At 53.2% G+C, this 19,913-nt stretch carries 14 protein-coding genes; 2 read left to right on the forward strand and 12 right to left on the reverse strand.

Going from position 1 to position 19,913, the window contains the following annotated elements:
* Positions 1–71: 71 nt before the first annotated feature.
* Together JT719_RS06110 and JT719_RS06115 are read left to right on the forward strand one after the other, a co-directional pair.
* Positions 72–944, forward strand: coding sequence for a prephenate dehydrogenase (locus JT719_RS06110; protein ID WP_207431655.1), 873 nt, complete (start codon positions 72–74; stop codon positions 942–944).
* Positions 945–1,262: 318 nt separating this feature from the next.
* Positions 1,263–1,901 (forward strand): hypothetical protein, encoded by a 639-nt coding sequence (locus JT719_RS06115; RefSeq protein ID WP_207431657.1) that lies wholly within the window; start codon positions 1,263–1,265, stop codon positions 1,899–1,901.
* A 50-nt stretch (positions 1,902–1,951) separates the two neighbouring features.
* Here JT719_RS06115 and JT719_RS06120 read toward each other — a convergent pair whose 3' ends face one another.
* The 12 genes from JT719_RS06120 to ilvN form a co-directional block, all read right to left on the reverse strand.
* Positions 1,952–2,563: a hypothetical protein gene (locus JT719_RS06120; RefSeq protein ID WP_207431659.1), complete on the reverse strand. Its 612-nt coding sequence runs from the start codon at positions 2,561–2,563 to the stop codon at positions 1,952–1,954.
* A gap of 149 nt (positions 2,564–2,712) precedes the next feature.
* The gene (locus JT719_RS06125) at positions 2,713–3,789 is read right to left on the reverse strand and encodes an MJ1255/VC2487 family glycosyltransferase (protein WP_207431660.1); all 1,077 of its coding nucleotides are present in this window, start codon (positions 3,787–3,789) and stop codon (positions 2,713–2,715) included.
* A gap of 4 nt (positions 3,790–3,793) precedes the next feature.
* On the reverse strand, positions 3,794–4,591 hold the full coding sequence (locus JT719_RS06130; protein WP_207431661.1) for a phosphatase PAP2 family protein: 798 nt from the start codon (positions 4,589–4,591) through the stop codon (positions 3,794–3,796).
* Between the two features lie 73 nt (positions 4,592–4,664).
* Positions 4,665–6,176, reverse strand: a complete 1,512-nt coding sequence (locus JT719_RS06135; RefSeq protein ID WP_207431663.1) for an ATP-binding cassette domain-containing protein — start codon at positions 6,174–6,176, stop codon at positions 4,665–4,667.
* A gap of 495 nt (positions 6,177–6,671) precedes the next feature.
* Positions 6,672–8,168: a calcineurin-like phosphoesterase C-terminal domain-containing protein gene (locus JT719_RS06140; RefSeq protein WP_207431664.1), complete on the reverse strand. Its 1,497-nt coding sequence runs from the start codon at positions 8,166–8,168 to the stop codon at positions 6,672–6,674.
* A gap of 181 nt (positions 8,169–8,349) precedes the next feature.
* Positions 8,350–9,333 carry a glycerophosphodiester phosphodiesterase gene (locus JT719_RS06145; protein WP_207431665.1) on the reverse strand — a complete coding sequence of 328 codons (984 nt, stop codon included), beginning with the start codon at positions 9,331–9,333 and terminating at the stop codon, positions 8,350–8,352.
* 231 nt (positions 9,334–9,564) lie between these two features.
* Positions 9,565–10,830 (reverse strand): DUF5689 domain-containing protein, encoded by a 1,266-nt coding sequence (locus tag JT719_RS06150; RefSeq protein WP_207431666.1) that lies wholly within the window; start codon positions 10,828–10,830, stop codon positions 9,565–9,567.
* A gap of 41 nt (positions 10,831–10,871) precedes the next feature.
* Positions 10,872–12,338 carry a SusD/RagB family nutrient-binding outer membrane lipoprotein gene (locus JT719_RS06155; protein ID WP_207431668.1) on the reverse strand — a complete coding sequence of 489 codons (1,467 nt, stop codon included), beginning with the start codon at positions 12,336–12,338 and terminating at the stop codon, positions 10,872–10,874.
* Positions 12,339–12,361: 23 nt separating this feature from the next.
* A complete protein-coding gene (locus tag JT719_RS06160) occupies positions 12,362–15,718 on the reverse strand; it encodes a SusC/RagA family TonB-linked outer membrane protein (protein ID WP_207431675.1) in 3,357 nt (1,118 codons plus the stop codon).
* 777 nt (positions 15,719–16,495) lie between these two features.
* Positions 16,496–17,764, reverse strand: coding sequence for a threonine ammonia-lyase IlvA (gene ilvA, locus JT719_RS06165; RefSeq protein WP_207431677.1), 1,269 nt, complete (start codon positions 17,762–17,764; stop codon positions 16,496–16,498).
* An 82-nt stretch (positions 17,765–17,846) separates the two neighbouring features.
* Positions 17,847–18,890 (reverse strand): ketol-acid reductoisomerase, encoded by a 1,044-nt coding sequence (ilvC, locus tag JT719_RS06170; protein WP_207431679.1) that lies wholly within the window; start codon positions 18,888–18,890, stop codon positions 17,847–17,849.
* A gap of 408 nt (positions 18,891–19,298) precedes the next feature.
* Positions 19,299–19,907, reverse strand: a complete 609-nt coding sequence (gene ilvN, locus JT719_RS06175; RefSeq protein ID WP_207431680.1) for an acetolactate synthase small subunit — start codon at positions 19,905–19,907, stop codon at positions 19,299–19,301.
* Positions 19,908–19,913: the final 6 nt, after the last annotated feature.

The following is a 19,913-nucleotide window of genomic DNA, read 5'->3' on the forward strand; positions in this document are numbered from 1 at the left end:
CGCTCCTACATGAAAGACGATCAAAAAAGTTATAGTACCTTCGTCTTTTACTTGAGAGTACGCTTACATACATGAAAACCATCTCCATCATAGGAACCGGTCTAATTGGCGGTTCGGCGGCTATAGACATCAGAAAGGCAGGATTTGCGCAGGAACTGATTGGCGTGGACCAAAACCCCGACAACGCGACCAAAGCCCTGGAACTAGGCATTGTAGACCGCATTCTGTCGCTGGCAGAAGCCGCTGCCGTGTCTGATGTGATGCTGGTGGCCATTCCGGTATCGGCTATTCAGAAACTGCTGCCTTCCCTGTTGGACATGGTTCCGCCGCAAACGGTGGTCATTGACCTGGGCTCCACCAAAAGCCTGCTCTGCGAGGCCGTACGCGCGCACCGCAACCGCTCCCAGTTTGTAGCCGCCCACCCCATTGCCGGTACCGAGTACTCGGGTCCCACCGCCGCGCTAGAAGGACTGTACCAGGGCAAAATGAACATCATCTGCGAGAAAGAGCTTTCTTCTGAGCATGCCCTTTCTACCGCCGAAGAACTGTTCTCTGTGCTGGGGCTTAAAACCATTTACATGCAGCCCGAGGAGCACGACAAGCATGTGGCCTACGTGTCGCACCTCTCGCACGTGAGCTCGTTTCTGCTGGGCCTGACTGTGCTGGACGTGGAGAAAGACGAACGCAACATCTTCACGCTGGCCGGTTCGGGTTTCGCCTCCACGGTGCGTCTGGCCAAAAGCTCCCCCGATATGTGGGCACCCATCTTTGAGCAGAACGCCCATTTCCTGAGCCACGCCCTGGCCGAGTACATCAAGCACCTGCAGCAATTCCATAAGCACCTCTTAAACGGCGACACCGATCAGCTGTACCAGATGATGCAGCAGGCTAACCAGATCAGGCCGGTGCTGGATGGCATCGCGCAGGTTTCACCGGTGAAGTAATCCAGTTTTAGGGCTGTTTTCCGGAAAGTAGCTCTAAAACCGACTGAGTTTCTGCCGGCTTTTCCCGCACAGGAAGGAGCGGCAGTTCTGTATCGTCTGCCTCTCGTTCGCTGAAATGATGGAGATAAACTCCCATAAACGCACTGATTCGCCATCTTCAAACGAGGAATCAGAAACTTCTTTACCGCTGTTTCAGGCCTCTTTTTCAGGAATTAGGCTAAAATCAGGTGGTTTTCTCTCATCTCAGGAACCCCAGTAGCGTAGGTCCGTACCACAGCAGGAAAGAAATGCTTTGACCAGGACCAAAAAAGCGAAGCCATGGGAATCACCGATTTGCTAGATAAGATCAAGAAAGAGTGGGAGGTATTGAAAGGCCAGGATGCCAAAGACAAGTTCTTCCAGAACGAGAATACTTTTCCGGACGAAGCCACTGCCCAGCGCGAGTTTGTGCGCACCAAGCAGAAACTGTTTGACGTGAACCGCTGGTCGCACCTGGAAGGCATCAATTCCACCTTTCAGCTCTATGATCAACAAGGGCACCCCACCGCCCGGTCCAGGGTACAGTTAGGCGATTACATGCAGATCATTCTGCCCGCTACCAACATTGAGAACTGGGTAATGGTGGTGGAAGTCACCGAGGAAGAGAATGCGGCCCAGTTCATTGTGCGCCCCTGCCCCAAACCAGAACCCCAGAAACAACCCGATGAAGACGGTGAGGTAAAACACTTCTTCACCGATGAAGCCACCAGCACGTTCCGGGTGTTGCGCGAAGGAAATACCATCTACGGGTTTGAGATTGGCCGAGACGAGAAACCCAACAACCAGGGCGACCAATCGGGTGGCCGGGGCTTGCTGAACACGCTGATCTCAGAAGGCGGCTGGGCCGGTTTCCAGGATCTGCAGTGGAATAAAATCACCCGGTATTACGTGCACCTGGAGGAAGCCAAGGAGAGTTAGCCAATGGCTGGGCCTCTGCCTCAAAGGGCAGTGCTCTTCCGGATTAAAGGCTATTCTGGTTTTTTAGGCCGAAATCGGCCGAGCATCAGGTTGATGGACATTCCGCCCCAACGCACCTTGCGGCTATAGTGGTACTCCCCCCCAACGGTAAAACCCACCGAGTTCCAGGGCCCGATAATCATTTCGCCACGTGCGCTCAGGCCCAGGAGATAGTACTTCCTGACATCATGCTCAAAGGTGGTACTGGTGATGATGCCGCCCCATCCGCCACTGCTTACCCGCTTGATATTGATCGGCATTTCATAATGAACATAAGAAGGACCGCCGGTGAGGGAAAACCCGATGTCTTTGGTCAAATACCTCACCTTTCCAACAGAAAAATTCAGTTCATCAATGTAGTGTTTGGGTTGGTTGTTGCCAAACCAGGCAGTGCTGGGGCCATAGCCCGTCTCATGGTATTCTGAGCTATAGATCCGGGCCGCCCAAACCAAATCTTTCCTGGTTTCCCGCACAAAAGAACCTCCAAGGACAACTGTAGCCTGTGCATTGACAGGAAACAGGATGCCCAACTGCCCAAAGTTCCGTGCCACCCTTGTCGTATCCTGCGCGCTGCTCAGGTAACTTAGCAGAAACAGGCAAAGAATACCAGGCGCAGCTTTCATACAATGGCGTTTACGGTTCCACTATCTCAAAGGTCTATCTTCAAATAAATATATAAAATTTCATATTCATTTAAAAGATCCTTACGGGCGCTGCTGAAATCTATTGGGGCGAAAGCGCGAGATAGGGTTTTCTCATCACCCTGAACGGATCAGGAAAAGGAAGACGAGGGCACCACCGCTTCGGCCAGCACCTTCTCCAGCTCCTGAAAAAGTAGCGTATTTGCGTTTTGCCTGTAGTTTTGGAGTTCGTGCTGAAAACGGGGCAGGTCGTAGAGAAAAGCTTTGAGGCCGTCTGGGGTGAAATCCGGAAAGTAGCGGCCGTAGCCAAGTTTCTCCACGTAGGCGGCGTTCAGATACTGCTCAAACTGCTTAGGAATGGGCACCGAGCAGATGGGTTTGTGCAGGTACACGGCCTCGCTCAACAAGGAGAAGCCGCCGTTAGCTACCACTGCCTTCGCCGAAGCTAAATCCTTAATAAAGCCTTCCTCACTGAAGGCCTTCAGGTGCACGTTGCCGTGCTGCTCGTCTTTGTTGAAGCCGTAGACGTAGAACGTTTCCTGAGGAAGCGCCTGCAACACCTGCACCAGGTTCTTCTGGTTCGTGCTGGATTGGTACACCAGCACATGGTTTCCCACGCTGGTTTTGGCCTGTCGAATGGCCTCCCGGATAATGGGCGGTACTACTGTGGTGTTCTCCTTGCACGGGGTGGCAGCAAAGAACGAGGCCACCAGGTAATGCGCCGAGTGCGGCACCTTCGCCTTCACCACACTCTTGGCCACCTGAAAACTGCTTATCCACTCAGGAAGCACGGGTATGTCCAGCTGGCAGCGGTTGATGACCTGCATGTTGTCAATGCTGATGACGGGCAAACGGTGGTGCTTCGCGAAGAAATAACTGAACGACTCAAAATCAGAGATCACCACCTCGGGGCGGAACTTCTCCATCAGCTCGCGGTACCGATTGAAGTTCACCTTAAGGTTGGTTGGGGCGGTGCGGAGCGTGAGCATGGCGGTATTCACGGTAGACACGGCGGCGTTACGATAGGCAATATGGAAGCCTTTGATCTCGTGCACCCGCCCCGGAAACGCCTCGTTCAGGAACTGGAAGGCCCGCGCGCTGGAAACTACCTGCACGTCATGGCCCTGCGCCAATAGATACGTAATAATCACCTTGCTTCTGGTGGCGTGGCCCATGCCCTCGCCGGGTACTCCGTATAGAATTTTCATGCGGTTACGATAAATCCTGGGGGTGCGTGGTTTCCCTGAACGCTTTTCTCAAAATCCCCGACAAAGAAAACAAATAGGCCAGCAACATGCCTACGCCAGACCCTAAGGAAACATCCAGCTCTGAGTGCACGCCCAGCGCCACTCGTGACAGGCACACCAAAACGGCCCACAGCACCGGCAGCACCAACCAAGGCCGGCGTTTGCGCGGCAACTGAAGCCCCAGCCACATGGTCAGCAGAGAACCCAACAGGAACGCATTCTGGGAATGGCCCGAAGGAAACGAGTACCCGGCTTCGCTCACCCAATGGTCCAGCACCAGCGGCGATATCTGGGTGTACTTTTCGGGGTTCTTTTTCAGAAACTCGGCTAAATACGCCCGGCGGGAGGCGGCATCTTGCAGGTAAAACGTATCCAGTAAAGAAGCCTCCTGCCCTTTGCTCCCCAGCAGAAACTGATGGCTGGGACGCGGCACCTGCGCCAAAGGTTTGATGACGTACTCATTCAGCATGGCCATGCTGCCCAAAGTGAGCAGCAGGAACAGAAAAGCCACCGTAAAGGACTGTACTCGCAGTTTGAGGCCTTTCTGTCGTCGGGCCACCAGAATGCATAACAGCACTCCCAGCACCGGCGTACCGTACACGCCGCCCGTCTGCGATAAGGCATACCAAAAGAGCGTATCCCAATCTTCCTGCAGATACCCGCTGAACGAGACGGGCAGCAGCCACACCACGAGGACCATCAAAAGCCAGCTTCCGCCGGTGAGCAGCAGGGCAAACTTGTTTTGGCCGTAATGTTTCCTCATGGGTGAATCTCCGCGGAAAGGGTAATCAGATGGTTGCTACAAAACGGCAAGATACAGCTTTGCGGCCAGATACCTACGCTTTCTCCTGCACCCGGCCCTGCTCCAGTTTCAGCACCTTGGTCACGCAACTCGGGATTTCCTGCTGGTAATGCGTCACGTAGATGAGGGTGGTGTTGCTGTGGGCGCAGATAGCCTCCATGATCTGCTGGAAGCGTTGTTGCTGCTGGGCATCCATCCCCTGACAGGGCTCGTCCAGGATCAACAGCGGCGGGTTCTTGATGAGGGCCCGGGCCAAGAGGCAAAGCCGTTGCGTACTAGCCGGTTCCAGCCGAAGGTTCTTTTGCGCCTCCTGCCCTATCCCTAGCAACTCCAGCCACTTCATAGCTTTGGCGGCATTCTCGGGCACGCTTTTTTTGAACAGGCCCAGGGTATCATAAAGGCCAGATTCCACCACCTGCAGGCAAGTCTGCTGGTACGGGAAAAACTGAAACAGCTCCGGCGACACAAACCCGATCTTCTTTTTGATGTCCCAGATAGTTTCGCCGGTGCCGCGCTTGCGGTCAAAGAGGGTGATGTCTTTGGAAAATGCCTGAGGATTATCGCCATTTAGGAGACTGAGCAAGGTGGTTTTTCCGGCCCCGTTGGGTCCCAACAACGCCCAGCGCTCGCCTTGCTGTATCTTCCAGTTCACCTTCTGCAGCACCGCTTTTCCGCAATACTCCACCGACACATCCCTTAATTCCACAATGGTCTCAAACTCCGATGGCTTTTCAGAGGAAAGCAACTCTGCCAGCAGGTTCAGGTCGATGTTCCCGCGGGAATCAGGTTGGAAGCTGTTTTGGTCAAAGCTTTCCCTAGGCTGGGCCGACACCAGTTTGCCCTGATGCAATACTGCCACGTGCGTGATGGCCTGCGGGATTTCCTCCGCTGAGGTCGCCATTACCACGGTTACGCCGGAAGCGATGATCTGGGAGAGCAGACCGTTGAAGTTTGCGCGGGAAGCCACGTCCAGACCGGTGAGGGGCATATCCAGGAGCAATAGCTTAGGATTCTTGAGCAGGGCCGCCGCCATTATTAACCGCTTGGTTTCGCCGTTGGATAACTTGATCAGCTCCATTGGGAGCAACTCCTGCAAGGAGAAAGTCACCACCACTTGCGCGTACGTCCAGTGGGCATTAACCTCCTCCAACGGACGGGTAGAACTCAGGTAATCTTCCACGGTGGGCGCATCCTCCACATCGGTGGCGTGATAGCGCTGCTGATAGTAGAAGTTGCTACTGTTGGTGGAGAAATTCCGGAAGGAATGCCGCTGGCCCACTTCGCCGATTAAGTCCTTAAATGTAAAAAGGGGGTCAGAAACGGCATGCTCCTGCACATATTCCTTGTAGAACTCGTGCGTCACCTCTCCTCCCACCGCGCTCAGTTTTCCAGCAATGGCCTGCAGCAAACTGGTTTTCCCCGAGCCGCTCTCCCCCACCACGGCCCAGTGCTGGCCTTTCTGCACCTCAAAGGAAAGGTCCCGGAAAATAATGTGGTTCAGGTGGCGGACCGTCACGTTACGGAGGGAAAGGAAAGGCGATGTCATGAAGGTTGGCAATGGTAATTCCTCTAAAATAGAAGGTTTGCCGCGCCTAACCTAGCCTTTTCTGCTCTTCTTGTTTTACGCCCGAAATCAGAAAATCAGGTCTGAAACAAAATCAGGCTAAGGTATGCCTATCGCACCAGCCTTAGCCTGAAGCTACAATATTTCATTTGCCTATACTATGCGTTACTAATTACACCCTCGCTCGCCTCTGGCGAGTGTGAGTTATGTTGCGGCGTCCCGCCGCTATGCACAAGTTACAAACTACTATTCCCGCAACGCGGCCAGAGGCCACCAAATAACTTACACTCGCCAGAGGCGAGCGAGGGATGTAACGTAATGCATCAGGCTTCCCGCAAGTAGAGCCCTTCCTTTTAGGCCTGTTTTCGTGAAAACAACTAAGAAACAGAAAAGCCTTAGTGCCAATGGATACACACGAAAAAATGGGCTGCAGAAACCTAAGGATTTCCACAGCCCATCACATGAGAAAAGGGAACGCTATACTGCCTGTGATTGGGTGTACACCATCCCAAAGCGGTCTGTGACTTCAATCTTGATTTGCTTGGCGCCCGCCGAGGGTTTGGCCCAGAACAAATGATCCGTCATGGTAGGGTCCACGAACTTGTGCTTGGCGGGCAGATTTGGGCCGGCGTGCAGTTCTACTGAGAGCGGGTCCAGGCCCATCTCCTGCTTCATCTCGCCTTTGCGCACCCCGTCTTCAAACCAGGTCACTTTCCACTCCGGGTCCCAGTTCCAGACGTTCACCACCACTTCCTCGGGGCGGTCTTTCACGGTGCCTTTGGGGTAGATCCTGAACTGGTGGTCGCGGTCATGGCCCACTGATTTGTAGTACCATTTCAGCTCCGAGCCATTCACCTCGTACACCCCATAACCGCTGGGAGAACCATCGGTGCAGATGGGGCCCGTCCACCAGGCGCCGCACACCGCTCCGTGGGTGTGTTCAATGATATCGCCCTCTATCACTTTCTCGCAGATGTGCGTGTGGCCCGACATAATGTGGGCTTTGTAGGGTTTCAGCAACCGGTACAGTTCCTTGCGGTTAGACACCACGCCACCCAATGATTCGTCTTTGAGTTTCATGCGTCTTTTCTCCCCGCTGTTCACCGGAATGTGCACCGAGACCACCACCATGCTACCCGGCTTCACATAACTTAAATCCTGCTCCAGCCACTGCAATTGCCGCTCTGTGAGGTACCCGATGTAGCGTTTGGCCGTTCCGATGAAAAAGACATCGTCCAGCACCACGTAGTGCACCTCGCCGCGATTAAAGGAATAATAGGTGGGGCCGAACAGCTTTTTGAACGTATCACCGGAGCCGTCATCGGTGCGGGCGGAGAGGTCCATGTCGTGGTTCCCGATGACCTGGAAAAAGGGAATACCGGAGATCCCGATGGCTTTTTGATAATCCTCGAACAACTCAAACTTGTCCCACACCAGGTCACCGCACCCGATGCCGTGGAACAGCGTATCTTTGCCGTAGCCGTCCACCAGTTTCTTCAGATCCGGCGCCGATACGTTCACTAGTTCCTCGGCGTCCTTCTTGTTGATCATCTGCGGATCGGCCCACACCACAAAGTTGTGCTTGGTATCGTCCTGCGCCAGTTTCTGCAGCTCAAAATCGGCGGTGAAGCTGGACTTACCGGCCGGAATGGGCTGGTAGAATCTTGCCACGCCTTTCTCCTGCGGAATCTCGTAACCACGCGGCACCGAGATATACACAAACTGGGCAGTGGCGTTGCTTTCCAGGGTGTACCGCCCGGACTTATCCGTGGTGACCAGGTTGATGCCATCGGTGACCACTACGCCAGGAATTCCTTTGCCTCCCGCCTGCACTTTGCCTTTGATGCCCACCGCTGACAGGTCAACTTTCTGGTCGGTGGCTTTTTTGACGACTTGTGCCTGCACAGCGCCCACAGGCAGGGTTAAACCAAGCCCCAGGGTGCCTAAGCTTTGGAGGAATTTTCTTCTAAACATGTGTGAGAATTTGATAGATGTAAGATTAGGGGAATGGGCCTTTAAACAGACCTTTAGTTTTTAATCAGAAGGTTGCCGTTTTATGCCTTCTTTGGGCAAAACAGCCGTAAAACGGCAACGGTGAACCAGAATGGTGGCTTTTGGTAGCCAGCAAGCAGGAAGCAGCACGAAGAGTAGCCCGCTATTTGGAGCTCAGTTTACTTACTTTCTCCAGCAGGATTTCGGGTTCGTTGGTAGTGATGAAATCTACCTTGCGCTCCAGGAGCCAGTCCATCATTTCCGGAGCGTTCACGGTCCAGACGTTGACGGTGAGGTTCAGGGCATGGGCCTCCTCTATACACTGCGGATTTTTCTTCACCACGTTCTGGTGGTAATCGAAGCCGTACATTTTGTCTTTGGCCAGTTCAGCGGGAGCTTTCTCGCCGTTGAGGTACGCCACCTTGGCCGAGGGCTCCAGTTCCTTCACTTTCCGGCAGATGTCATAATCAAAACTGATGTAGTCTACCCAGCCCTGCGCTTTGTATTTCTGAACCGTTTCCACCACTTTCCGGGCCAGGGCCTGCCCCCGCTCCTTACTGATGGCCGAGGGTTTAATCTCTAGGATCAGTTTGGTTTTGTTCTGGTTTAATCCGGCTTGCAGATACGCCTCCAGCGTGGGCAGGTACTCACCGTTAGGCAACTTCAGTTTGGCCAGTTCAGCGGCCGGGGTTTTCTCAATATGGGTGCCGTTCACATCATGGTCATGGTGCACAAACAACACCGAGTCTGAAGACATGTGCACGTCAAACTCGCTGCCCGCGCAGCCCAGTCTGATGGCGTGCTGTAAGGCACCGATGGAATTCTCCGTAGCCCCGGTGTTCTTCCAGGCGCCGCGGTGGGCCACCACCCGGTTGGTGATGAATTCGTCTCTGACAATCCGGAAGGTATCGCGCTGCCCGCTATTGGTTTCCACCACTACCTCCTGCCAAAAAGCTTGGGGATTGCTGATGGCCGTCTTCTTCAGTTTTAAGGTGTTGTCTTTGACCAGTTCAAACGTCCTGGCACTTTCGCCTACCAGTTTCACTTTGGGCATGGCAGCACCGGTAGTTACAGGCACAATTTTACCTACCACAGGTTTGTTGGCGGTATAAGTGAAGTTGGTCAGGGTGAAGTTGGTTTGTGCCATAGCAGAGGAGCCTAAAATCAAGCTTACGCTTACACAAGCACCAAGGCGATACAGAAATGATTTCATAGTAAGGGTTGGTTTGCTGATGATTGCCACACCTTTAAGAAAGCTCTTTAACAGGTGTGTTTTAGGGCTATTTTCAGGAAAATAGCCCTAAAACACAATCACTATTCCATATAAATCAGATTAACCGCATATAAGACAAGCACGGGCTAATCTGTTGGTTCTAATTTAGTTCTGGTACACGGCAATGTCATCAAAGCACAAGCGGCCGTTCTGAACCGTTGGGGTGGTAGCTCCTAAGCCCACTTTCACAATCCTGAACCGAACCGGGCCCGAGATGTCCATCAGGAACACGGCCGTTTTCTCAGTGCTGCTGGCATCGGTAACGGTAGGCCCAACCTGAGTCCAGGTGGTTCCCTGGTCCTGGGAATATTCTAAGCGCCAGGTGCTGGAGGCATCATTGTAATAAGAGCCGTAGAGCATGGTTACTTTGGAGGCACCGTTGGGCACGTCAAAGTTCATCTGCACAAGGGCATCGGTGGTCAATTGCTGCTGCATCCTGATGCCGTGCTGACCGGTGAAGCGGTCACGGCCAGCGGTGTTCCCCAGAATGGCTTGCAGCAGCTTCCAGGAGCCGGTACCTACCGTGATGTTATTGTCAATGGCGGTCATGTTGTAGCTACCCTTGGCGGTCTGCGGCACGGCCTCAAAACCCTCTGGGAAGCCGGCGTAGATAGGACCACTAGGGTCTTTTACGTCATTTATAGTACGCACCCAGAACTGAACCACCGGCTCGCCGTTGTTCACCAGTACAGGGATTCCGGTGTAAGTGGCGCTGGCGTACACCCGTTGGTTGGCGAAAGCTGCGGTAGGTTCAGTGTGTAATACCATGGATTTCCCGTTACCGCCAGCTAAGGTTTTGTCTCCGCTGAAAGTGGCATTGGAAGTCGGGACCGGAGACACATTGCCGGCCGCCAGGCGCACCAAGGTGCCTTCGTAATTCTGAGGCTTGTTCACCAGTTCTTCCATGGTTACCTCCCGCAGGTGCACCTTCGCGTTTTCAGAGACTTTGGTAATGGCGGTGGGTTTTACGCCTACAATCTGCAGAATACCGTTGCGCCGGGTAAGCGTAGTGCCTGTCACATTCACCACCACAGAATCTCCAATCTTGTAAGAGGCGGTGTTGCCACCGTCTACATTCAGGGTGATTCCCCTAAGCTGCCCTCTGCGGTGGTTCTGGATCACCAGATTAGAGGCGCCGCCCGGTACGTTCTGGCCAGCGGCATCAGAGATAACCACACCCAGGATTTGCCGCGCACCCATCAACTGGTCGGGGCCTAAGGCTACATCTGAGCCTTTGTGAAACGAGCGCACATCTTCAATGGAGATGATGGGGCTTGGCGTGCCAATGGCATTATTCACATCTTCCTCCAGACACCCGGTGAAAACCAGGGCGCATAGCAAACTGAAGAGGCTAACTATCTTATTCTTCATGATTTCCTTTTTGATCTTGTTTTCTAGAGTTGAACCTGCGGTTATTGTTGCCACCACACTTTGGTATTGATGTTGTCTGGTCCCTGGTCGGCCACGGCAGCCTGGTAGTTCTGCTGGTTCAGGGATTGCACGTACATGGGGTAGTTCAGACGGGCAGGCATGTTACCGCCATTCTGGAGCCCGGGGCCTTTGGGTAAAATAGGGTGGCCGGTTCTGCGGTATTCAAACCACTGCTGGAAATCGGTGAAGAACAGGGTGTAGTATTTCTGCAGGTGGATCTGCTCCAGTTTGGTCTCGAAGGCATAGCTGTCATCCCATTTCACATCCGGCCCGTTCAGGTAATTGGCAGGCACTGTTGTTCCCCACAGGGTGAGGCCGCTGGTTACCCCTTTCTCGTAATAGGTTTTGGCATCGCCGGAGATAAACCCTCTGATGGCCGCCTCTGCCAGAATAAACTGTACCTCGGCGTAGTTGAGGATATTCCCCAGTTTGGGTTCTCTGGCCAGTGCGGCCTGGTACCTGGATTGGCCTTCGGGTACGCTGGTTACCGGATAGCCGCTTGGCACCCCAGAGTACATCCCCTCATAGGTGGTGGCCCACAGCGGCAGGCGTGGATCGTTCCACTGGACCAGGTTGTTCACGAAGAACTGGCTCAGGGATGAAGAACCGTTGAAATCATAGGCCCGCCAGTTATGGAAAGTAGATTGATAAGGAACCGTGCCTGTAAACTTCAGGATCGCTGACTCTTCGTTGGCGGCCATGATAGGAAATTCACCCGGATTGTCCTGCACCATCTCCCTGATTTTCTCCGCCGCGGTTTTCCCGCCCACAATAGGATCGTTTTTACCTGATACCCGAAGGAGCAGACGCAGGTACATAGAGTTCCCGAACTTGCGCCACAGGGCGGCTTTCCCGGCAAACAATGGATCTTTCTCGGCTTGCCCGGCGGTCAGATCGGTATTGGCTTTCAGGTAGACGTTGGCAGAATCCAGTTTCCGGAACAAGTCAGTGTAAATAGCTTCCTGCTTGTCAAACTTAGGCATGTACTGGCCAGACTTTCCCTGGATGGCCTCAGTGTAGGGCACATCGCCAAAAGTATCGGTCAGAAGAGAGGTCACCCAGGCATCCAGAATGAGGGAGATCCCCATGAAGGTTTTGTTTCCGGTTTCCTCCCCGCCTTTGTAGATGTCCCGGATGTTGGTTAACTGGGTAAACCAGTTGTTCCACATATAATCTGCCTCAGAGGGTTGAATTACGTAGCGGTGGATTTCGTCTGAGTTTACCAAAGTCACGTGTACCTGCATGAGCTCATTGGTGAGGCGCATGGCGCGGTCCATGTTACGGTTTACCAGATCAGTAATGGTGGGCGCCAAGAGGTTCTCGGGCAGGGCACTCGCACTCTGGTTGGGGTTCACGTTCATTTCCTCAAAGCCCTCGGTACAGGAGGAAACCACGCCAAAGCTGCACGCCACTAAAAGAGCAAGAGGTACTATTTTTAGGCTTTTCATTTTCAGTAACAAATTCAGGTTGCTTAAATGCCAAGGGTTAGGTTAAGGCCCATGGTTCTGGTAGACGGGAACTGGCCCAGTTCAAAGCCGGCATCAATGGTGCCGTTGTTCAGGGTTCCGAACTCTGGGTCAAAGGCGGGCCAGTTGGTGATCATGAACAGGTCACGCCCGTACACACCTATGGAAGCCCTCTGCAGTCTTAAGCGTTTTAGCAGTATTTGGGGCAAATTGTAGTCAAAACGTACTTCGCGGAGCTTGATAAAATCGGTGCTGAACAGGTTACCTTCCACGTTGTCACGGCCGAAGTGCGCGTTGTAGTAGGTCCAGATATTTTCCGCGATCACATCGTTGGGGCGGAACGTGCCGTCATCGTTTCTGACAACCCCACTGCCAATGATTCCGTTGTAGCGGCCCGGAATGGTCTTTTTCAGTTTTCCTGCATCGGCCAGAACCGAGTGCGTGAGGGAGAAAGCTTTTGCCCCAAACTGTGCGTCAAAAAGGACGTTCATGCTGAATTGTTTGAACCGGAACTGGTTGCCCAGGCTGGCTCTCCATTTTGGCATGGCGTTGCCCAGGTATATCATGTCACTGGTCAGCACCGGGTAGCCATTCTCATATATGATCTGTCCATCCGGGGCCCGCAGGTAGCCTCTGCCGTAAATGGCGCCCATGGTCCCGCCGGGGCGGGCCTCCACAGATCCGCGCCCGCCGGGGCCTCTCTGCAACTGGTAGGTCAACAAACTATCGGCCAGTTCTACTACTTCGTTCCGGTTAGCGGTGAAGGTACCCGTGATGTCCCAGCTAAAACCGGCCGCGTTTCTGAATGGCGCACCGTTTGCCTGAATCTCAATTCCTCTATTCTGCACCTCACCGGCATTGAGGGTAGCGTAATCGTACCCAGAGGACCGATCAATAGGCACTGGAAGGATCTGGTCAAAGGTTTTGCTCTGGTACAAAGACACATCTACGCCCAAACGGCTTTTGAACAGGCGCACATCAGCCCCTACTTCAATGCTTTGCGTGCTCATGAAGTTAAGCGTGGGGTTTGCGATGGTGCTTGGGTTTGATAAACCACCCGGGAAACCGGCCTCTGTGGCGTAAGTAAAGGAAGTCTGGTAAGGTCTGGTGGAGCCGCTACCTACCGCTGCCCAGGATCCTCTCAGTTTCACAAAGGAAACGGCTTGCGGCATGGGAATGAGTTCAGAAAGAACCGTACTCACACTTACCGATGGATAGAAGAAGCCCAGGTTTCGGTCCACGCCAGGAGTAGCCAGGGTACTGGCCCAATCCTGGCGTGCGGTAAGATCTACAAACAACCACTCATTGTAGCCTAGCGTTGCCAAGCTGTACAAGCTGTTCACTGCAAATTCTGCACGGTAAGGATAAGCTAGTGGTACTACCGCACTGTTAGCGAAGGTGAAAATCTGCGGGTAAGACAACTGATCTGCCCGAAGTTCGTCGCGGTTATAGCGGTTTCTCATCCGGCTACCCCCTACCGATACGCTGAAATCAAAGCGGTCTCCCACTTCACGGCCGTATCTCAGCAAGAAATCACTGTTGGTTTCCTGAGAGAAGATGTTCTGCGTGCGGAACATGCCTTGCTTGAACTTCTCGGTGTCCATGGGTCGCTGCTGGGAACGTGCCTCGTAAGAATAGTCAATAGCCGTTCTTACCATTAAGCTGAGGTGCTTGGTGAAGTCATAGGTGGCCTGCACGTTACCAGTTACAGAGTGCCGGTTAGATTTATTCAGCATCTCATAAGTGATCAGGTACGGGTTGTCTACCAGGCTGCTGAAAGGATAGTTCTGCAACACTCCTTCCTTGCCCGGCTGCCAGTATTGTTTCAGCCAGTTCAGGTCTGCGTTGGGCACCTGGAACATGAGCCAGTACATCAGAGACTGGTTGTTGTACCCCGTAGAAGGCAGGTTATCTGCGTACTTGTTGGTGTAGTTGATCTTGGTGGAGATACGGAGCTTGTCAGTTACTTTCTGGCTCGCCGACAAAGCTACCGTGTTGCGGGTGTACCCCGTGTTGGGGATAATCCAGGTGTTTTTCAGGTTGGTAAACGAGAAGCGGGCCGTGGTGCGGTCGGTGCCGCCATCCAAGGTCACGCTGTTGGTGAAGGTTTTCCCGGTCTGGAAGAAATCTTTCCGGTTGTTCTTGTAAGGCACCCACGGAGTTCTTTCGGTGCCGGTAGTGCGGGTCACCGGATCATACTGGTAGAATAGCTGCCCGTCAAACTTTGGCCCCCAGGCCGAGCTGGTGCTGCGGGTGCTGGCTCCGTCTTCGGTGGCGTTGTAAGAGTAGTAATTGTCGCCGTTTACGCCCTGGCCGTACTCATATTGGTAATCTGGCCAACGGGAGATGGTTTCAAAAGCAGTGTTGGAGTTGATGGTTACTCCTATGCCTTTCTCGCGTGATCTGCCTGATTTAGTGGTGATGATAATAGCGCCGTTGGCTCCACGGGAACCATACAAGGCCGTTGCACCGGGGCCTTTCAGCACGCTCACGCTCTCAATGTCCTCGGGGTTGATGTCGTTCAAACTGGTCCCGAAATCCACCGGCGATTCACCCTGCAGATAGGCTGTGCTGCCGGTACCCGTCTGCCGGTTAGATCCACCCATCACCACGCCGTCTACCACAATCAAAGCATCAGACTGGCCACCCAGGTCGTTTTCGCCCCGCAGGATGATCCTGTTAGATCCCCCAGGACCGCCACCCGATTTAATCAGGTTCAAACCCGCTACCCGGCCAGACAAGGCATCGGTCCAGTTGTTGGGAAGCGCATTGGTCAGTTCCTCGCCTTGTACTTCCGTCACGGCATACCCTAGCGCTTTCTCTTCCCGCTCAATACCCAGGGCTGTTACTACCACTTCAGACAATTGCTGGCTGTCTTGCACCAGGCTTACTTTCACATTGGCCTCGTTCTGGTTGAAGGTTTTCTTGAGAGAGGTATACCCTACAAATGAGAAAACCACTTCTGCCCCTTTGGGCACCTGAATGGAGAAGGTTCCATCGCTTCCGGTGGCACCCACGGCCGTTCCGTTTGACGTGATCACCACCCCGGGCATAGTTCCCAACTCAGCGGAAGAGACAACCCCTGAGATCCTGACTCTTTCCGTTTGCTGTGCATTCAGCACCACTACCGACTTTGGCTGAAGTTGGATTTTTTCAATCTGCTTAGTACTTGTGGCGGATGAATTTGGCGTAGCATGGGCCAGAACCATTGGGGAGTGTTGCCCCGAGGTCTCCATCCTCATGCCGGCGGGATGCTTCTGCGCTTCTGCCAAGGGGGGCAGCGCCAGAAACGAAAACCCCAAAAGCATTTTGTAGGGGAAGAAGTTTATCCTCTTGTTAGAAGGAAGTAAACGTTGTCTCATGGTTGAGTTGTCTGTTTATGGTAAGTTGGATATTGGCGATGTTGACGTGCCGATAAGCGGAAGACCGACAGCAAATGGTAATTTTCCTATAAGCGAAATGTCCTTGATTTGACACTTCAAAAGTAGTGGACCGGTTTGTTTGAGGGCGAACCCAACCAGTTATGCTTTTGTAAAGCTTTTATTACCGCAATGTTTTGAAGGGGAAATGGGAGAAAGTAACCTCTTGTTTCAAAGCCACTTTCCGGAAAATGGACTGAAAATGCAGGGCTGCAAAGATGAATTTGCGTGAAAGATGAGGCTATCTCCTCTTAAGAAATAGGGAACATTATCTGATCGTCCCCCTTTGAAGGGGGTAGGGGGATGATAAAGTGGTTGGAAGATGCATATCCTTAGCTACGGAGAAGCCAATATGGCGCGGAAGTTACTTCCGTGACTTTCCAGTAAGTCACGGAAGTAAATCCGCGCCATAGAAAGAAGGTGATTATCGGGGATACCTGATCAGCAGGAGCAATCATCCCCCTCCCCCCTTCAAAGGGGGACGGAATGCTTAGGCGATTGGAAAGAAATCGACAATTGAAGATCGGCAGCAGAGAACTGAGACTATAAGGCTTTGTTTGGCATCAACTTGAATTCCTGATTCCGGTGCCTTTTCAGAAAAACACCCTTTAAACAGGTCCTCGCTACAAGCAGAAAGCCCCGCCACCTTTTCAGGCGCGGGGCTTTCAGACAACACACAACACGAACTTAAACGACCTATAAACAAACTAAAATTAACGCTCACACAAATAGATTGAGGAAGTCTTGCTTGCCGTTGAGGTACTCATAGGCGAAGCCTTCTTCAAGCATCCGCAGTTTGATGTTCTCCACATCATGCGGGCGCTTCACCTCCACACCAATAAACACCGGACCTTTTTCCTTGTTGTTTTTCTTGATGTACTGGAAATGGATGATGTCATCCTCGGGGTGCAGCACGCGGTTCACGAAGGTGCGCAGGGCGCCAGGCTTTTGGTTGAAGGTCACCATGAAATAGTGCTTCAGGCCTTGGTGCTGCATGGCGCGCTCTTTGATATCCTCCATGCGGGTGATGTCATTGTTGCTGCCGCTGATGACGCAGACCACGTTCTTCCCTTTTATCTCCTCGGCCAGGGTTTTCAGGGCCGAGATGGTCAACGTGCCGGCCGGTTCCAGCACCACCCCTTCTTCGTTGTACATCTTCAGGATGTCTTCGCAGATCTGGCCTTCGGGTACCAGGAGAACATCGTCCAGGAGCTCGCGGCAGATCTCGAAGGTGATTTCGCCGGGGCACTTCACCGCGGCACCATCCACAAAGGAGTCAATGGTTTCCAGCGGCTGGCGCTTTTTCTCCCGGATGGAGTTGTACATAGACGGCGCTCCCAAGGGCTGCACGCCAATGAGCTTGGTTTGCGGACTCACCTGCTTGAACACGCTGGAAAGACCAGAGGCCAATCCGCCGCCCCCGATGGGCATCAACAGGTAATCAATAGAGAAATCAGCGTCCTTGAAGATCTCCAGCCCCACGGTGGCCTGTCCTTCAATGATGGACAGATCATCGAATGGCGGAATGAAGTTACTGCCGCGGCCGTCGCAGAATTCTTTGGCGGCCTGGAACGTATCATCGTAGGTAGCACCGGTGAGAACCACTTCCACCATGTCCTTCCCGAAGAGGCGCACTTTGTTCACTTTCTGGGCAGGCGTGGCGGCGGGCATGAAGATGTAGCCTTTGATGCCCAGCAGCTGACAGGCGTAGGCCACACCCTGCGCGTGGTTTCCGGCACTGGAGCAGACAATCTCCCGCTCTCTTTCCTCAGAGGATAAAGAGGAAATCTTGTTGTACGCCCCCCTGATTTTATAAGAACGCACCACCTGCAAATCCTCGCGCTTGAGGTAAATCTCAGCGTCGTAGGTTTGCGAGAGCCACAGATTCTTCATCAAAGGCGTCTTGTAGATGACGCCCTTCAGGTTTTTAGCCGCCCTCTCAACATTTCCCAACGCGACCACGGTTTCTAAGGAAGCTTCTTTCTGCATCTTGATTCTCTATTTAAAGGAGAGGTGTTTCAGACCCGATTTTCAGAAAACGACCTGGAAACACCTCTTTCGTTTTGATGGCTTATCGGCCCGAGCGAAGTTTTCTCACTACCGCGCCGGTTTGCCACAATTCTGATTCGCGTACTTCTTTCAGCTCGGCTTCCAGTTCCTGACGGTAGCCTGGGGTAGAACCGCGCTGGATGGTGCGCTCGGCTTCTTTGCCTGATGCTACGCTGTCATACAGTTCATTTAATACCGGAAGCGTAGCCTCACGGAACTTGCCTTTCCAATCCAAGGCGCCACGCTGAGCCGTTACGGAGCAGTTGCTGAACATCCAGTCCATGCCGTTCTCGCCTACTAATGGCACCAGGCTTTGGGTTAATTCTTCCACGGTTTCGTTGAAGGCCTCTGACGGAGAGTGACCGCGCTGACGCAACACCTGGTACTGGGCCTCGATGATGCCGGCCAAAGCGCCCATTAACACACCGCGCTCACCGGTTAAGTCTGAGTACACTTCTTTTTTGAAATCGGTCTCGAACAGGTAACCGGAGCCCACCCCAATGCCCATGGCAATGGCTTTCTCGTAGGCTTTGCCGGTGGCATCCTGGAACACCGCGAAGGAAGAGTTCAACCCTCCGCCTTCCAGGAACAGGCGGCGCAAGCTGGTACCGCTGCCTTTGGGGGCCACTAAGATCACATCCACATCGGCGGGCGGAATAATGTTGGTCTGCTCCTTGAAGGTAATCCCGAATCCGTGCGAGAAATAAAGCGTCTTGCCGGGCTTCAGCCTTTCTTTGATGGTTGGCCACACGGCAATCTGACCGGCGTCTGACAACAGGTTGCAGATGATGGTACCGCGTTCTACGGCTTCTTCAATAGAGAACAAGGTCTGTCCCTCTACCCAACCGTCTTGCTTCGCCTTCTCCCAGGAAGCAGAATCCTGACGCTGTCCCACAATCACGTTGAAGCCGTTGTCGCGCATGTTCAATGCCTGACCGGGTCCTTGCACGCCGTAGCCAATCACAGCTATTACTTCGTCTTTCAGGGTTTCCTGGGCTTTTGCCAACGGATATTCATCGCGGGTCACAACGGTTTCTTCTACACCGCCGAAATTGATCTTTGCCATTTTGTTTGGTTAATATGGGTTATGGTTTTATTTACTCGTTTGGTGTTTTAGGCCTGATTTCATGAAAAGTGGGCTAAAACAGGTTGTACTCTCTGAGCTGGCGCGAGTCTCCAGACTCGTGCCCAGGGATGTCGGGTAGTCTCCTGACTACCCTCGCTGCAACGCAGCGATATTCCGCATTGCTGATTCTAAGCATTTCCGGTTCGTGATTCCCGGCGAGTCTGGAGACTCGCTTCATCCGGAGGCACGAGTCTGGAGACTTGCGCCAGTTGTTTCGGTTTTCCTTATTTCCCTTCTATGGCGCGGAAGTTACTTCCGTGCCTTGCTTCTAATTTTATCGTAAGTCACGGAAGTAACTTCCGCGCCATAGAAGGGCCATAGTTAAACGGTTGCTTAGGCCAACATGAATTACATGCTGAACACATTATCCCGGCTGTTCAGGAACTCGTTTTCGATGGCGTCCTGGCCCGGTTCGGCGCGCTCAAACTCGCGGAGTTTGCGGTTGAAGCCGTCACTGCCTTTGATGATGGCGATGCGGGCGCTGCGTACAAACTCTATCAACCCGAAGGGCTGCAGCACCTTGATCAGGTTGTCGGTCTCTTCACGGTGGCCGGTGGTTTCAAAGACGGTGTAGTCCTTGCGGATCACCACGGCGCGGGCTCCGTTCTCACGCAGCAGGCGCTCTACTTTAGCCTTCTCGGCTATGATATCCGTGGGCACTTTGTAGAGAGCCATTTCTTGCCAGATCACGTCTTCGTTGGTGTTGAAGTACACTTTCAAAACCTCCACCTGCTTTTCAATCTGCCGGGCGATTTTACTCACCACCTCCTCGGTCTCGTTGATCACGATGTTGAAGCGGTGTATGCCTTCAATTTCAGAAGGCGACACGTTCAGGCTGTCTATGTTGATCTTGCGGCGCGTGAAAATCATGGCGATGCGGTTCAGCAATCCCACATGGTTTTCGGTGTACACCGTAATGTTATATTCCTGCTTTTCTATGGGCGCTTGCTCAGGCATATTCTG

This window comes from Sabulibacter ruber, assembly GCF_017355955.1.
GTDB classification, from domain to species: Bacteria; Bacteroidota; Bacteroidia; order Cytophagales; family Hymenobacteraceae; genus Nibribacter; species Nibribacter ruber_A.

Excerpts from the sequence above, each read along its gene's own strand:
- ilvC (WP_207431679.1), bottom strand. The coding sequence starts at position 18,890 with ATGGCAAAGATCAATTTCGGCGGTGTAGAAGAAACCGTTGTGACCCGC.
- JT719_RS06145 (WP_207431665.1), bottom strand. The coding sequence starts at position 9,333 with ATGGCACAAACCAACTTCACCCTGACCAACTTCACTTATACCGCCAAC.
- JT719_RS06155 (WP_207431668.1), bottom strand. The coding sequence starts at position 12,338 with ATGAAAAGCCTAAAAATAGTACCTCTTGCTCTTTTAGTGGCGTGCAGC.
- ilvN (WP_207431680.1), bottom strand. The coding sequence starts at position 19,907 with ATGCCTGAGCAAGCGCCCATAGAAAAGCAGGAATATAACATTACGGTG.
- JT719_RS06125 (WP_207431660.1), bottom strand. The coding sequence starts at position 3,789 with ATGAAAATTCTATACGGAGTACCCGGCGAGGGCATGGGCCACGCCACC.
- JT719_RS06150 (WP_207431666.1), bottom strand. The coding sequence starts at position 10,830 with ATGAAGAATAAGATAGTTAGCCTCTTCAGTTTGCTATGCGCCCTGGTT.
- JT719_RS06135 (WP_207431663.1), bottom strand. The coding sequence starts at position 6,176 with ATGACATCGCCTTTCCTTTCCCTCCGTAACGTGACGGTCCGCCACCTG.
- JT719_RS06110 (WP_207431655.1), top strand. The coding sequence starts at position 72 with ATGAAAACCATCTCCATCATAGGAACCGGTCTAATTGGCGGTTCGGCG.
- JT719_RS06120 (WP_207431659.1), bottom strand. The coding sequence starts at position 2,563 with ATGAAAGCTGCGCCTGGTATTCTTTGCCTGTTTCTGCTAAGTTACCTG.
- ilvA (WP_207431677.1), bottom strand. The coding sequence starts at position 17,764 with ATGCAGAAAGAAGCTTCCTTAGAAACCGTGGTCGCGTTGGGAAATGTT.
- JT719_RS06115 (WP_207431657.1), top strand. The coding sequence starts at position 1,263 with ATGGGAATCACCGATTTGCTAGATAAGATCAAGAAAGAGTGGGAGGTA.
- JT719_RS06160 (WP_207431675.1), bottom strand. The coding sequence starts at position 15,718 with ATGAGACAACGTTTACTTCCTTCTAACAAGAGGATAAACTTCTTCCCC.
- JT719_RS06130 (WP_207431661.1), bottom strand. The coding sequence starts at position 4,591 with ATGAGGAAACATTACGGCCAAAACAAGTTTGCCCTGCTGCTCACCGGC.
- JT719_RS06140 (WP_207431664.1), bottom strand. The coding sequence starts at position 8,168 with ATGTTTAGAAGAAAATTCCTCCAAAGCTTAGGCACCCTGGGGCTTGGT.